The 14,041-nt window shown below is 39.7% G+C and carries 14 protein-coding genes; 6 read left to right on the plus strand and 8 right to left on the minus strand.

The annotated features are described in order from the left end of the window. The first annotated feature begins 539 nt into the window (after window positions 1–539). From AC07VK_RS22780 to AC07VK_RS22805, 6 genes are all read left to right on the plus strand, one after another. Window positions 540–3,083: a heavy metal translocating P-type ATPase gene (locus AC07VK_RS22780; protein WP_492963345.1), complete on the plus strand. Its 2,544-nt coding sequence runs from the start codon at window positions 540–542 to the stop codon at window positions 3,081–3,083. A 556-nt stretch (window positions 3,084–3,639) separates the two neighbouring features. Beyond that, the gene (locus AC07VK_RS22785) at window positions 3,640–3,909 is read left to right on the plus strand and encodes a hypothetical protein (protein ID WP_492954312.1); all 270 of its coding nucleotides are present in this window, start codon (window positions 3,640–3,642) and stop codon (window positions 3,907–3,909) included. A 92-nt stretch (window positions 3,910–4,001) separates the two neighbouring features. After that, window positions 4,002–4,631: an SMI1/KNR4 family protein gene (locus tag AC07VK_RS22790; RefSeq protein WP_492963343.1), complete on the plus strand. Its 630-nt coding sequence runs from the start codon at window positions 4,002–4,004 to the stop codon at window positions 4,629–4,631. A gap of 21 nt (window positions 4,632–4,652) precedes the next feature. Further along, window positions 4,653–5,303, plus strand: coding sequence for a hypothetical protein (locus tag AC07VK_RS22795; RefSeq protein WP_492963341.1), 651 nt, complete (start codon window positions 4,653–4,655; stop codon window positions 5,301–5,303). Beyond that, a complete protein-coding gene (locus tag AC07VK_RS22800) occupies window positions 5,282–5,872 on the plus strand; it encodes a CPCC family cysteine-rich protein (RefSeq protein ID WP_492963339.1) in 591 nt (196 codons plus the stop codon). Before AC07VK_RS22795 ends, AC07VK_RS22800 begins: the two co-directional genes overlap by 22 nt. A gap of 17 nt (window positions 5,873–5,889) precedes the next feature. Continuing rightward, a complete protein-coding gene (locus AC07VK_RS22805) occupies window positions 5,890–6,396 on the plus strand; it encodes a hypothetical protein (protein ID WP_492963337.1) in 507 nt (168 codons plus the stop codon). On the opposite strand, the gene AC07VK_RS22810 is transcribed toward AC07VK_RS22805, so the two are convergent. From AC07VK_RS22810 to ccoN, 8 genes are all read right to left on the minus strand, one after another. Then, a complete protein-coding gene (locus AC07VK_RS22810; protein WP_492963335.1) occupies window positions 6,393–7,235 on the minus strand; it encodes a helix-turn-helix domain-containing protein in 843 nt (280 codons plus the stop codon). The two genes, AC07VK_RS22805 and AC07VK_RS22810, sit on opposite strands and share 4 nt — an antisense overlap. A 119-nt stretch (window positions 7,236–7,354) precedes the next feature. After that, on the minus strand, window positions 7,355–7,843 hold the full coding sequence (locus tag AC07VK_RS22815; RefSeq protein WP_492954306.1) for a hypothetical protein: 489 nt from the start codon (window positions 7,841–7,843) through the stop codon (window positions 7,355–7,357). Window positions 7,844–8,094: 251 nt separating this feature from the next. Continuing rightward, the gene (locus tag AC07VK_RS22820) at window positions 8,095–8,796 is read right to left on the minus strand and encodes a sulfite exporter TauE/SafE family protein (RefSeq protein WP_492963333.1); all 702 of its coding nucleotides are present in this window, start codon (window positions 8,794–8,796) and stop codon (window positions 8,095–8,097) included. Next, a complete protein-coding gene (locus AC07VK_RS22825) occupies window positions 8,793–9,221 on the minus strand; it encodes a FixH family protein (protein ID WP_492954304.1) in 429 nt (142 codons plus the stop codon). The genes AC07VK_RS22820 and AC07VK_RS22825 overlap by 4 nt, the downstream gene beginning before the upstream one ends. 109 nt (window positions 9,222–9,330) lie before the next feature. Further along, the gene (ccoG, locus tag AC07VK_RS22830; RefSeq protein WP_492963331.1) at window positions 9,331–10,710 is read right to left on the minus strand and encodes a cytochrome c oxidase accessory protein CcoG; all 1,380 of its coding nucleotides are present in this window, start codon (window positions 10,708–10,710) and stop codon (window positions 9,331–9,333) included. Continuing rightward, entirely contained in the window at window positions 10,694–11,662 is a 969-nt protein-coding gene (locus tag AC07VK_RS22835; protein ID WP_492963329.1) for a cbb3-type cytochrome c oxidase N-terminal domain-containing protein, read from the minus strand. Before AC07VK_RS22835 ends, ccoG begins: the two co-directional genes overlap by 17 nt. After that, a complete protein-coding gene (locus AC07VK_RS22840; protein WP_492963327.1) occupies window positions 11,649–11,831 on the minus strand; it encodes a hypothetical protein in 183 nt (60 codons plus the stop codon). The genes AC07VK_RS22835 and AC07VK_RS22840 overlap by 14 nt, the downstream gene beginning before the upstream one ends. 3 nt (window positions 11,832–11,834) lie before the next feature. Next, window positions 11,835–13,976 carry a cytochrome-c oxidase, cbb3-type subunit I gene (ccoN, locus tag AC07VK_RS22845; protein WP_492963325.1) on the minus strand — a complete coding sequence of 714 codons (2,142 nt, stop codon included), beginning with the start codon at window positions 13,974–13,976 and terminating at the stop codon, window positions 11,835–11,837. Window positions 13,977–14,041 lie beyond the last annotated feature (65 nt).

A 14,041-nucleotide genomic window follows, 5' to 3' on the forward strand; every position in this document is an offset into this window, starting at 1 on the left:
ATTAGCAGTTATTTTAATGCTTCTTCTTACTACTATATTGCCCTTTGGCTTTATTCGCTAAAACCTTTCAAAATTTACAGCTGCCTCACAATGCTTGTAAAAGTTACGACATATTAAAGCCTGACAAATTCACTAAATCTCTTAATCGTTTATATAACCTTGCCCGCTTGCTCATCCGGGAAGTGGAAACGATAATTCCTAAAGAATTAATACCTACATTGATCTGTTAAAAAACTGGTGTAGAAAAGAATCTCATATCCAGTTTTCTCCTCTTGATCTATGCATAATTATATAAAACATAAGGAAAATTGTATAAAGCTAATTGCAGGTCTTTATATAGATTTGTTATATAAAAATTAACCTTGAGCGCTTTTAAATGTAGGTTCCCACTAACCTACATTGCTCAGTACCGGCTGAACGTAAATATATCCGGCTTTGCAGGACTAAAAATCCGGCGGGGACGGACTGTTGACTTGAATAAAATTGAATAACATGTGCTATCCTCCGGTATTAATTTTAAATCCTAAAAAATCGAAAACATGGAACATCGCTATAAAATAAGCGGAATGAGCTGTCAGGGCTGCAGGGCAAAAGTTGAAAATGCACTAAACTCGATTGATGGCATTTCTGCAAAGGTATCTCTGGAGCCTGCTGAAGCCATTATTAGCATGGAAAAACATGTACCAACCGAGAAATTGCAAAAGACACTATCTGCGGCGGGAAATTACGGTATTGAGATGGGATCTTATGAAAAAGAGGTTTTAAAAGCACCCGGGCAAATAAATAGTGTTCATTATGAATCGGAGCACCAACATCATTCGCCAGTTAAAAAAAACGATATAAACCAAGGAGGAGAAGTATTCTATTGTCCGATGCATTGCGAGGGCGAAAAAACTTATCCAAGAGTGGGACATTGCCCTGTATGCGGAATGGACCTGGTGAAACAGCCTGAAAAGAACCGGCCGTCACAGTTTACCTGTCCGATGCATCCCGAAGTTATCAGGAATGAGCCGGGAGCATGCCCAATCTGCGGGATGGATCTGGTTCCTACCGGAGCAGTTCTGGAAGAAGAAGATAAAACTTATGATTCGCTGCTCGGAAAGTTTAAGATTGCAGCAGCCTTTACTATACCCATTTTTGTCATCGCAATGACGGAAATGATTCCCAATAACCCGCTGTTTGATTTGCTGGAACTTAAATACTGGAACTGGATTCAGTTTGGATTATCCATTCCTGTAGTTTTCTATGCTACCTGGATGTTCTTCCAGCGCGCCTGGATATCGGTGATAACCTGGAAACTGAATATGTTCACCCTTATAGGAATAGGTGCGGGAGTAGCCTGGCTTTTCAGCCTGGTTGCACTGATTTTCCCCGATATTTTTCCTGCCCAGTTTAAAACGCACCACGGAACGGTCTTTGTTTATTTTGAAGCGGCAACGGTTATCCTGACATTGGTACTGCTCGGACAACTTTTAGAGGCCAGGGCGCATGGAAAAACCAATAGTGCCATCAAGGAGCTATTGAAACTAGCCCCAAACATCGCTACTAAAGTGGTTGGGGATAAGGAAGTGTCGGTACCCATTGAAGACATCCAGAAAGGAGATTTTCTAAGGGTAAAGCCCGGAGAAAGCATTCCGGTAGACGGCAGCATTGAGATTGGAGAAGCGGTAATTGATGAATCGATGATTTCAGGAGAACCGGTTCCTGTGGAGAAAAAAACAGGCGAAAAGGTAACTTCGGGAACAATCAACGGAAATAAGACTTTTGTAATGGTAGCTGAAAAGGTAGGCTCGGAGACCCTCTTATCCCAGATCATCGAAATGGTAAATTCTGCCAGCCGATCCAAAGCGCCCATCCAAAAGATGGCCGATAAGATCTCCGGGTATTTCGTGCCCGTTGTGGTACTCATATCCATTATAACATTTTTATTATGGGCATTGTACGGTCCCGACCCGGCTTATGTTTATGCCTTTGTAAATGCGATAGCGGTATTGATTATTGCATGCCCATGCGCCCTGGGGCTTGCAACACCGATGTCTGTAATGGTGGGGGTGGGCAAGGGTGCACATTCTGGTATCCTGATAAAGAATGCGGAATCGCTGGAGAAAATGAATGCTATTGATGTAGTTGTCATCGACAAGACCGGAACGGTAACAGAAGGTAAACCTTCGGTTGAAAAAGTGGTTAGCGTAAATTCAAGCTTTACCCAAACGGATATTCTTGAAAAAATTGTGGCTTTGAACAGTAGCAGTGAACATCCGCTGGCACAGGCAACTTTACGCTATGGCGAAGAAAACAAAATAGAGGTTAAGCCCCTAACAAGCTTTGAGGCAATCACGGGAATGGGCGTAACAGGCAATTTGGGATCGGAAATACTGGCTTTAGGTAACCAGAAATTAATGGAGCAGGTTAAAGCGGTAATAGACCCTGAATTAAAAGAGCAGGTTAAGGCCGCTCAAAAAGACGGCAAAACGGTCTCATATCTGTCTGTAGGAGAAAAAGCTGTCGGATATGTTGTGATTTCTGATCAGATTAAGCCTTCGAGTGCATCTGCAATTCAAAAACTCCAGGATGAAGGTATAAAGGTTATGATGTTTACCGGCGATAATGACGACACAGCTAAAGCAGTTAGCAAAACGCTGAAATTAGATGGCTATAAAGCCCAGATGCTTCCTGAAGATAAATTAAAGGAAATAAAAAGACTCCAGGCTGAAGGCAAGAAAGTGGCGATGGCGGGAGATGGCATTAACGACGCCCCCGCACTTTCCCAGGCTGATATCGGCATAGCCATGGGAACAGGAACCGATGTAGCCATACAAAGCGCAGGGATCACCCTTGTAAAAGGAGATTTGAACGGGATCGCAAAAGCAAGGTTATTGAGCCACAAAGTAATGGCAAACATCAAGGGCAATCTCTTTTTTGCACTTGGATACAACATTGTGGGTATCCCGGTTGCTGCGGGCCTGCTCTATCCTTTTTTCGGGATCCTGCTCTCACCAATGATCGCAGCCCTTGCAATGAGTTTAAGTTCCGTTTCCGTTATCCTCAATTCCCTGCGCCTGAGGAATGCAAATATCGATTGATTTTTTAGCAACGGGTAAACTGGACGAGAACTTTCTTACCAGACAGAAAATTGGCCGGAGATGCTCGGGTTATCTATAATTAGCCATGAGGCCACAACCAAATGTGGGGATCAATATTTATAAAATATTAAAATTGTTTTATGGGCAATCCTTTACCACCTTATCCTTTTACCTAATTATGAATCCATTCTAATCTTAAGCTACTTTCGGCCAGCAGTATCGAGTGATCTGGCAATATTTTGTATATTTCAGAGAAAGTGGCTCTTCTCCACTGTCCTTGGTAGCCTAAGCCACTGAAGTTATCCTCCCTATTATCTCATCCACAAAGATACGCCTTAAAGTTTCATTTCTAAGTATGCTGCTTCGATATGATTTCCGACGAAAATTAATATCTTGTCACGACTTAATTAACAATCATGCTCAATCTCCATCTGTCTGATTTAAATGTCTTAAACATTTAATAGCGAGTAAGGAATACTTAAAATGCTTGTTCCTTAAGCAGATAAAATTTCCTGTGCATTGTAATTTTATATATTTTGGAATTAACGGCAAACCTATGACGATACAATACTACAAAAGACATTTTGAAGAAAATCGGATTGAGAATTCTGAATTGTGGGGAGCTTGCGACTATTATTTTGAAACTAATCAAGACGGTGAGGTACTTCGGCAGATTGAGGTTTATGAAAACGGTAAAAGATTAAAATACAGCGAACAAATGAGTGAAGACGAGTTTGGTTTTCTTACAGACCAAGCCCTCGACCTTGTAGATTTTGAAGAATTCGCAATAAATCAAAATGACTTTGAACACCAATGGCAAAGGTAAATTATATGATTGGTGATGGCGGTATCCCATCATACCACGAGTATGAGGACTTTATCTATAATTAGTTCAGGAACCTTTAAAATACCATCATCATGACCACCTCTGAATATAAAAAGTTAAATAATTCTTTAACAAGTTTTGAACTCATTAAACAAAAAAGTGAGCAGTACTGGGAACAAATCGATTTGGAGGTTTCTTATGGATTTCAGATCCAACAAAACAGTAAGTGGAAAAAGGGGCTAACCGACGAGCAATTAATTGACTTTCAGAAGCAATTAGGCATACAATTTCCTGAATCGTTGAAAAGCTATTATAAAACAATGAATGGACTTGATAAACCTGGATTGGACAATAATGGAGGAAAAGGTGAAATTGAGTTTGGCCCAATTTTTTATTCGTACCCTGATGATATGGAAGAAATCAGGTCAAACATTAATTGGGTTTTGGAAGCTAATACAGTAACAAAGGAAGTTATTATTGAACAAAATGTACCACTTCTTTTCCCATATCTTGGTCATAGATTTCTTGTTCTGAATAAAGAGCAACGTGTACTTTCAATGCACAGCAGAGATATTATATATTGGGCATATAATTTATCCAAGGGAATTGCAAGGGATATATTTCCTTTTTTTACAAAAGGAAACTTAAAAGAACTCGATGGAAATTCTTTTTGGAATAAAAAAGTATTGTTATTGGAACAACTTAACAGCAAGTCTTTTTAAAACAAAAGTGCACTATAAAATATGACAGCAAAAGATTTATTACACAAAATTCTGGATTACAACCATTTGTGGTCTTCGCCGGAGAGAAACAACTCCAAGCCTGCGAAGACCAGACTTATGCAAATCGAACTGTTATTAGAAGCTTTCGGGCTAACAAAAAAATATGTAAATCCACTTGTTCAAATAAAGTATGCCTTTACTGGCAAAAAAGAAAAGTGGAACAGAGCACTGCGATTAAACGGGTTGACCAATCTTGAATATGTGTTACGTGGCGAGTTCCTTCGCGATAGAGAAAAGGAAGTAAATAAAGAATTATCAGATAAAGTACTTTTAAAAATACGCGATTTGTATCCCGACCTGACTGAATATATAAAAAACAAGCCTTTTGATATAGACTGGCTCTACAGTGACCTTCTCAGTTTTAGGCAAGAAGTTTATAATCTGACTTATCCAAATGGGGGTATGTTGGAAGGGTTTTCAGTTGGACTTCATTATAGCTTTTATCTACAAGCACAACTGAAAGAAATAGTAAAGAGTAATCTTTCCGAAATTGATGAAACGCTTTGGCAGATACTTGATCCTCTTAAAAGAGATGTAAGTAAAGATGAAATTAGTTATCCTGACGTAGACTTAGATAATATTGACCGTGAATGGAGAATGGAGAACTACTGAATCTCTTTTTTAAAAAAATTATTACTGCCGTAAATCCTCCATCGCCAAACCAAAAAACATTAACAATCAGCTTAAAAGACACCCCACAAATGAAAGAACAGGAAAATTATACCGACAATTTTAAAGAACAGAGAGACTTTTTTCAAAAGAACTTCCCACTGAAAATTGGTAAGCAGAGAATGGATGTGAATAGTGCAGACATTTTAAAAAACTCCTGCCCTGTTTGTGGTTACTTAACACTAGGCGAAAGAAATTCATTTGATATTTGTGGGATCTGTTTTTGGGAAGACGATGGCGTTGATGACTTTGAAGAAAATGAAGACAGTGGGCCAAATCATATGACCTTAAAAGAAGGGCGGGTAATTTTCCAAGAAGCTAAGCATAAACTATTGAACACCAAATTTAGTGATAACCATTTAATAGAAACATTGAAAAACAGTTTTATAACACTTGACCATTTCATTGAAGAAAACAATGCTAAGACAGATATCATTAATATGCAAAATGAAATACTTGACTTATTGACAAAAAACGATGTGTATGGACTGGAAAAACTATTCGACAAATAAAGCTGAAACACAGCAATATGAGCAGACTAAAAAAACATAGGGGACTTAGACGTTATTATAAAAACCTTAGGGTAAAAAACAGCAACTGGTCTGCATTGAACTTCGACGACCCTGAACATGCCTGGTTTGATTTATGGCATACACATTTTGATTGGCGTGGTTATGGCAATAATAGTTTTAAAAAACGCAAACCTCATCTCGACAAACTATTTAGACATTTTGATCTACTCGCAGAAAAAGCAAAGTCTTTGCAAACTGATTATCAAATATGGGCAACGTTGATTGATTTTGACAGCTATCACGATGCCTTATTTTTACACACTCCGAATCCGAACCATAGCAACTTTCCCTGGACAATAAAAGATCTTTCCAGAACAACTACTTTATCGAACAAGGAATTAAACTATTACATTGATGGCCTGACAGGTTATGAAAAACGATATGGGCAAGCAGATGAGGCCTTTTGTGTGCTTTTCAAGAAAAACCTTGGCATCCCAGTAGCACCAAATACCAAGCCCAACTAACGCTGCCGAAAATCGCTGGGTGTACACTGATATTTATCGCGAAAGCTTTTGGTAAAATTGGCCAAATCGTTATAGCCACATTTAAAAGCAATGTCTTTAATCCTTTCGTTTGAAATTAACAGCAGTTCGGCCGCTTTTTCGAGCCTTTTGGTTTTGATATAATTGGCTGGCGTATCGTTGTAGTGCCTGGCAAATTCGCGTTTAAAAGATGATAAACTCAAATTATTAAGTTGTGCCAGGGCTTCGATACCGAGTTGTTCAAACAGGTTGGCCTCAATAATTTGCTTAAACGTATAGGTAGCAGGCGAAAAAAGCTGTGCAAATATGGTTTGTATGGCCCGGGCATTAGCGGTTTGGGCCAGCAGCAGGATAATTTCTTTTAACTTTAAAACCAGTATATCTTCGTTAACCAGTGCCGGATGCTGAAAATAAAACAGCAGGCCTTCAATATATTTTTCAATTAAAAAATTATTGCTTAAAATTTCGACACTTTTGTTCGAAACCATCCGGTCGGGTGCCTGAAGGATGACCGGCACCTCCCGATCGTAGATCCGCTTTAAAATATCGGGATGAAAATTAACGACCATAATTTCGTTAATCCCCCCTTCATTTAAGTTACTGATGGTTTTGCTTGCCTGTATACAATTTAAAAACAAGGCATGTTTATGCGGTATATTTACCCGGTCTTCATCGCGGTGATATTGCATTTCGCCCTGTAACATGTACAAAAAGCAGGCATTATCGGTAATGGGAAAATCGAAGGTAAAAGGTGCCTTTATCCTGATGTTTTGGATAATGGATTTACCAAACAAATCGTATTTTTTATGGTCAATGATCATATTTTAAAAACCTTCAGCTATAAAAATAGAAAAACTAATGCATGGTTTGGCTTTTCTGCCCCCTTGCATTAGCTTATCCGGTGTAGCATATCCTTTATCCGAAAATCACAAGCTTTGTTTTACCGTATTTTAAGCGCATTGCGCTGTTTAATGTATTGGTAGATGGCACCGGCAATAAATGCGATTAAGAGCACCAGTAATGTTTGGGCAATGATAGGATCGGTAGGATTTTTGGCCAGTGGATGCCCCAGCGGAACCCGGGTAAAGGTTTCGTTCACAGTAGGAATGAGCGACAGAAAGAAGCTGAAAGAGAGCAAAAAATTCTCTATGTAGCGGGCCTTATTATTGACACTGCGCTTTACCGAAAGCCAAAAAGCCACCACCACTAAAATAAAAATGAATACCGAAAAAATATGCCCGGCATTAAAGCCTCCATGTTTGGAGATTCCCAATGCAGTTAAAGCCGTAACAGCAGTGGTATAAAAGTATATTTTGCCACTAAGCTGAGTTAAATCAATTTTGCCAAAGCGTACAAATGAAATGATTGCTGCTACAATGGCCACGATACCAATGATGGTATGAAAAATTCCTAAACCTGATAGTCCCATAGTCTTTTTTGTTGAGTATGTAATTGTTTTACAAAAATGGCTATAGTAAGATTAGGGGGCTTTGCTTATTCGTTCAATTCATTGGTAATCCGGTTCAAAATATTGGAGATGGTATTCGCTGGCTTTCCTTTCATGGCCACTGTAATTGCTCTATGAATATTGTAGTACTACATTCACAGCATGCAACAATTTTCTTATCTAAAACATTAAATCTTCATCTGAATAGAAAACACATTAAATTGGCGCATTTTTTACCGGCAATCTATAACATGACCGTAGGCACCCGTATTTCTTGGTGATATAAAGGGAATACCCAGATCTGCCGACCTCAAGATAAGTAAGGCCCCCATAAAAAACATAAACCATGGAATAAGCTTATTGGTGTTGAAACGGATGTATTTTTTCAGGAAGATCCCCCCTAACGAAATCATGAGCATCAGTGGCGTGGTACCCAATCCAAAAAGAAGCATAAAAGTACCGCCAGATTTAATACTACCAGTATTTAAGGCAGTTGCGAGTGCCAGATAAACCATTCCACAGGGGATGATGCCATTAAGCATTCCGGCAAACAATCCCCACAACGGCAAATTGAATACCTTTCCCATTAATCTGCTTAGCGGCTGGAGTACCCATGACTGGAACTTAGAAAACCTATTTCTATAAGCCGCATTAAACTGTAGCGCTGTAAATAAAATCAGTATAGAACCGATTAGGATACTCAACATTTTCTGATCGCTAAAAATGCGGATACTACTTCCTAAAGCACCCACCAACAATCCTAATACAGTGTACACGGCAATTCTGCCAAATTGGTACAACAAAAGCTGTAACCCACTTTGAAAGAAATCCTGCTTTCTGAATGGCATACCCAGCATGATCGGCCCGCACATTACGGCGCAATGAAGGCTTCCGAAAAGCCCCATCAAAAATGCCAGTGGCAAAAAATCCATCATAGGGTGATGTTATTTTTAAACAGATAATCTTTTCCTGAGGAGTGCCATTGGAGGTTTAAAAACCACCTTCCCTTGGGCATTTTAGTTTTATCAACCAGAATGAGATTGGCTGTTCCAGAAGTATTTCCTTTTAGTTTAATATCATCATCACTATTGCCAGGCCGCATTAAAATGAGATTATAGCTAGCACGATCTTTAATTTCAATAATAATCTGAGTTTTTGTAATGGTAATTTTAGGGCTTGCATTATCGTCTATAACGTTCACTTTGGCATTGTATTCTGCATTATAATTGATGCCCTTTTCGTAATAATTTTCTTCGATCAACGCATCCCGTCCGTGTACATGGAACATATAAACTACCATCCCCACAATAAACATCATGAATGCAATCATTCCCAACACTATTTTTGTTCCCCAGTTCATAATCTCTTATTTTTTAATCTTGGATGAGTGAGTTTTGAATGGCAACATAACTCCAGATTCAATCATTCAAAATTCAATCATTCAATCCTTCTCTCATTCTCTAACTCAATCATTCAATTCCTTCCGGTTGTGCGAAAAAACTTGTAGTTGCTGTGCTTAAAACTTCACCATTGGCAATAATTTCGAAAACAGCTTCGGTTTTATATTTTTTAATGGCATTATTTTTCCTGATCAGAAAGAAAGTAAGGTGTACTGAACCTTCTTTTGGCAAAACATCAGTTTTTTGGATAAAATCAATTTCATCACCATCATTTTGCGACCTAAATCTGAATTTTACTGCTTTATTGGTTTTGTTGATCAGCTCTGCATTATAAAGATTGCTCGTTTTATCTGCCCCCCTGCTTTGGTATAAAGTACCACTTGCTCTTAATACCGTGGTCTGGATATCTTCTCTTTTATAGATCAGTGAAGAAAAAACCATCATTACCACAAACAGTACCGCAGCATAACCGTAAGATTTTAAACCAATTTTATAGGGCTTACGTTCCTTAATAAAATCCTGGTTAAAAAAACCAATCAGATTTTTGGGCCTGTTTATTTTAAGCATTACCTCGTTGCAAGAATCGATACAGGCCGTACAGTTTACACATTCGAGCTGTGTACCTTCGCGAATATCGATACCCGTGGGGCAAACCTGCACGCAAAGCCCACAATCGATACAGTCGCCGGCTGTTAATTCATCGGCATTTTTCTGAAGATGCCCACGTGGTTCGCCCCTGGTGAAATCATAGGCTACTACCAGACTTTGATTATCTAACAAAACGCCCTGTAACCTACCGTACGGACAGATTACCGTACACACCACTTCGCGTACATAGGTAAATACCCCATAGAATATAAATGTAAATAGCCAGATGGATACAAAGCCAGAAATATGGCCTGATACGGGCTCCGTTATAATTTTAAGGAGTACATCCGAGCTGATCATGTATGCCAAAAAAGTATTCGCAATGGCAAAAGAAATCACCAGAAAGATGAAATGTTTACTGCCTTTTTTAAATATTTTAGCTGCATTCCAATCAGCCTGGTCTAATTTCCGCTGTTTACTGGCATCTCCTTCGATCCAGTATTCGATCCTACGGAAAACCATTTCCATAAAAATTGTCTGTGGGCAAGCCCATCCGCACCATAGCCTGCCCAACACTACTGTAAAGCATACGATGAACATAATAAAAATGAGCATCGCAAGGGCAAACAGGTAAAAATCCTGTGGGGTAAAAATCAATCCAAAGAATACAAATTTTCTTTCTATAAAGTTGAGCAGTACCAGTTGCTCACCGTTAAGCTTTACAAATGGACAGGCAAACAAAAATAAAAGCAGCACATAACTTACCCATTTCCGGTAGGTATACAACCTGCCTGATGGCTGTTTAGGATAGATAAAATTTCTGCCCCCGCCTTTATTTTCTTTTTTATTTTTTGGTAACATTGGCCTGATTTACACTGTCTGTTGCTGCCTTCATCTCATTGTCTTTTAAATCTTTCGCTTCGTATTTCTCACCCTGTGGTGCTTTTGCTCCTGCAGGATTTGTCCCTTTTAACGACAGAATAAAATTAGCAACAGCACTAATCTGTTTTGGGTTCAGGTTTTTCTCCCAACTGATCATTCCTTTCTCGGGCACCCCATATTTAATGGTTTTGAAAACATTGTTTATGCCTCCACCATGTATCCAATACTCGTCGGTTAAATTTGGCCCGATGATGCCCTGGCCTTTATCGCCATGGCATACCACACAGTTTGTGGTAAAAACAGTTCTTCCTTCTTCCAGCACGGTTGGTGTATTATCAAACTTAACCGAATTCTCATCAATGGTATTGGCCGATTTTTCGAGGTAGGCTGCTTTTTCTATCTTCGCTTTGGCCATTTCATTTTCGTATTCTTTATCCTGCAGGTCTCCATAACCACCAATGTGGTAATAAAAAAGATATGCCGCAGCAAAAATCATTGTACCGTAAAAAAGGAAGTTAAACCAAGCCGGAACAGGGTTGTTCAATTCTTTTATACCATCGTAAGCATGATCGATGACCAGATCCTTTTCTTCTTCGATTGGCCTTAAACTTAAAAGTTTTGTCCAGATTGAAGGTTTAACAGGCTGTTGCTTTAACCAGGTATCGTAATCCAAAACCGGCTCCTTTACAGGTTTGGTGTATGGTGTAGGATTTAACTGTTCCTGATACATTACCTTGAATGCATTTAACAAGGTTACTGAAACAACAAGAAGCACAACTGCAAAAACCAAGAGGATGATAATCAGTATTTCCGATTGGTTTAACCCCAAGCCTGCCTGAGCAGGTGTTACGGTTTCTGCGGCTTTCTCGTTTGCAGCAAAGGCTGTAATTGAGGTGAACAGGAATAAGAACAATAGTTTAATCTTCTTCATATGCAATAGATTGATTGTCTTGAATGGGAAGCTGGCTCATGACTTCGATATGTTTTTTATTTAGTTTGAACAGGTAAATACCCACGATTACAAAAAACACCATGAACATGAGCAGAGAGGTGATGAGGTATATTTCGCCACCGGCTAAATCTTTGATCTGGTTGAACATATTTTATTGATTTGAAGGAATGGTTTCTTTATTGGCTTTGATATCGGTACCCAAACGTTGCAGGTAAGCAATAATGGCTACTATTTCCCTGTCGCTTTTAACCTTAATATTATTCTGTTTTAGGTCGAGTGTAATTTTTTCGGCCTGAACTTTTAAATCATCGTTAGCTCGTTTATCATAACCATCGGGATAAGGAACGCCCAATGTTTGCATGGCCCTGATCTTGCTGGCTGTGGTTGTAATGTCCAGTTTCTGCTCAATCAGCCATGGGTATGGCGGCATAATACTTCCTGGCGACATTGAAGTTGGATCGACCAGGTGATTGTAATGCCAGGCATCAGAATATTTCCCGCCTATGCGATGAAGATCAGGTCCTGTTCGTTTACTCCCCCATAAAAACGGGTGATCATATACAAATTCTCCGGCCTTGCTGTATTCTCCATAACGTTCGGTTTCTGAACGGAAAGGCCGCACCGTTTGCGAATGGCAGTTTACACAGCCTTCTCTGATGTACAGATCTCTCCCCTGAAGTTCGAGCGCTGAATAAGGTTTTACGCTGGCTATGGTCGGCACGTTAGATTGAATTGTAAATGTTGGCATCATTTCTACCATGCCCCCAATTAAGATAATGATGAGTGATAACACCATAAATTTCATTGGCTTACGTTCCAGAACCCTGTGCCAGGCTTTATCTGCTGAAGAGGTTTCGATGATAACTTTGCTTAATGGCATGGCTTCTGCCGGTTCATTGGCAAGCAATTTAGCCCCTAACATGGTTTTGGCCAGGTTATAAGTCATTACAATTACCCCTGCTAAATACAGTGCACCACCAATTGAACGCAAAACATGCATCGGGATAATCTGTAGTGTAGTGGCTAAGAAATTCGGGTACTTTAATAACCCTTCGGGCGTAAATTCTTTCCACATCAGCCCTTGTGTAAAACCTGCCCAATACATCGGCACGGCATAAAAAAGGATACCCAAAGTACCTATCCAGAAATGGAAACCTGCAAGCTTTTTAGAATATAGTTCTGTTTTGTAAATACGTGGAATTAACCAGTACAGTACACCGAAAGTTAAAAAGCCGTTCCACCCTAAAGCACCAACGTGAACGTGGGCAACAATCCAATCGGTAAAGTGGGCTACACCGTTAATCTGTTTTAAAGATAATAACGGACCTTCGAAGGTGGCCATACCATAAGCGGTAAGGGCAACCACCATAAATTTAAGGGTTACATCTTCTCTTACCTTATCCCAGGCACCGCGCAAGGTTAACAGACCGTTAATCATACCGCCCCAGCTTGGTGCAATCAGCATAATGGAAAAGGCAACGCCTAATGATTGTGCCCAACCGGGCAATGAAGTATATAACAAATGGTGAGGGCCCGCCCAGATGTAAATAAAAATAAGCGACCAAAAATGCAGGATACTTAGTTTATAAGAGTAAACCGGTCTACCGGCCATCTTTGGCAAAAAGTAATACATCATGCCCAGGTAAGGTGTGGTTAGAAAAAATGCTACTGCATTATGCCCATACCACCATTGTACCAATGCATCCTGCACGCCGGCATACACATAATAACTTTTCATGAAAGAAATAGGCAGCTCAAAAGAGTTTACAATGTGCAATACCGCTATGGTAACAAATGTGGCAATGTAAAACCAGATGGCCACATATAAATGACGTTCTCTCCTTTTGAAAATGGTACCGAACATGTTAACACCAAAAACCACCCATATGATGGTGATGGCAATATCAATCGGCCATTCGAGTTCGGCATATTCGTGCGAAGTGGTAAAGCCAAGCGGCAGGGTGATTACTGCCGACAAAATGATCAATTGCCAGCCCCAGAAGTGGATTTTGCTCAGCACATCGCTAAACATCCGTGCTTTTAACAAACGCTGGAGCGAATAATAAACCCCCATAAAAATGGCATTGCCCACAAAGGCGAAAATTACGGCATTGGTGTGCAGCGGCCTGATCCGCCCAAATGTGGTATACTGACTGTCCATGTTCATTGCAGGTTTGAATAATTGCATTGCTGCGAGCAAGCCAACCGTCATGCCTATAATTCCCCAAACCAGGGTGGCAATACCAAAGTTCCGAACAATCTTGTTATCGTAAGTAAATTTTTCTAACTGCATAATAGAAGCTGAATTTTTGTATGTTTTGTACACCAAAGGTATTCTCCGGTGGATAGACAAAGGAT

The sequence above is a fragment of the Pedobacter sp. GW821-FHT01D05 genome (assembly GCF_059422505.1).

Excerpts from the sequence above, each read along its gene's own strand:
- AC07VK_RS22795 (WP_492963341.1), top strand. The coding sequence starts at position 4,653 with ATGACAGCAAAAGATTTATTACACAAAATTCTGGATTACAACCATTTG.
- AC07VK_RS22835 (WP_492963329.1), bottom strand. The coding sequence starts at position 11,662 with ATGAAGAAGATTAAACTATTGTTCTTATTCCTGTTCACCTCAATTACA.
- AC07VK_RS22815 (WP_492954306.1), bottom strand. The coding sequence starts at position 7,843 with ATGGGACTATCAGGTTTAGGAATTTTTCATACCATCATTGGTATCGTG.
- ccoN (WP_492963325.1), bottom strand. The coding sequence starts at position 13,976 with ATGCAGTTAGAAAAATTTACTTACGATAACAAGATTGTTCGGAACTTT.
- ccoG (WP_492963331.1), bottom strand. The coding sequence starts at position 10,710 with ATGTTACCAAAAAATAAAAAAGAAAATAAAGGCGGGGGCAGAAATTTT.
- AC07VK_RS22790 (WP_492963343.1), top strand. The coding sequence starts at position 4,002 with ATGACCACCTCTGAATATAAAAAGTTAAATAATTCTTTAACAAGTTTT.
- AC07VK_RS22825 (WP_492954304.1), bottom strand. The coding sequence starts at position 9,221 with ATGAACTGGGGAACAAAAATAGTGTTGGGAATGATTGCATTCATGATG.
- AC07VK_RS22805 (WP_492963337.1), top strand. The coding sequence starts at position 5,890 with ATGAGCAGACTAAAAAAACATAGGGGACTTAGACGTTATTATAAAAAC.
- AC07VK_RS22840 (WP_492963327.1), bottom strand. The coding sequence starts at position 11,831 with ATGTTCAACCAGATCAAAGATTTAGCCGGTGGCGAAATATACCTCATC.
- AC07VK_RS22820 (WP_492963333.1), bottom strand. The coding sequence starts at position 8,796 with ATGATGGATTTTTTGCCACTGGCATTTTTGATGGGGCTTTTCGGAAGC.
- AC07VK_RS22800 (WP_492963339.1), top strand. The coding sequence starts at position 5,282 with ATGGAGAATGGAGAACTACTGAATCTCTTTTTTAAAAAAATTATTACT.
- AC07VK_RS22785 (WP_492954312.1), top strand. The coding sequence starts at position 3,640 with ATGACGATACAATACTACAAAAGACATTTTGAAGAAAATCGGATTGAG.
- AC07VK_RS22780 (WP_492963345.1), top strand. The coding sequence starts at position 540 with ATGGAACATCGCTATAAAATAAGCGGAATGAGCTGTCAGGGCTGCAGG.
- AC07VK_RS22810 (WP_492963335.1), bottom strand. The coding sequence starts at position 7,235 with ATGATCATTGACCATAAAAAATACGATTTGTTTGGTAAATCCATTATC.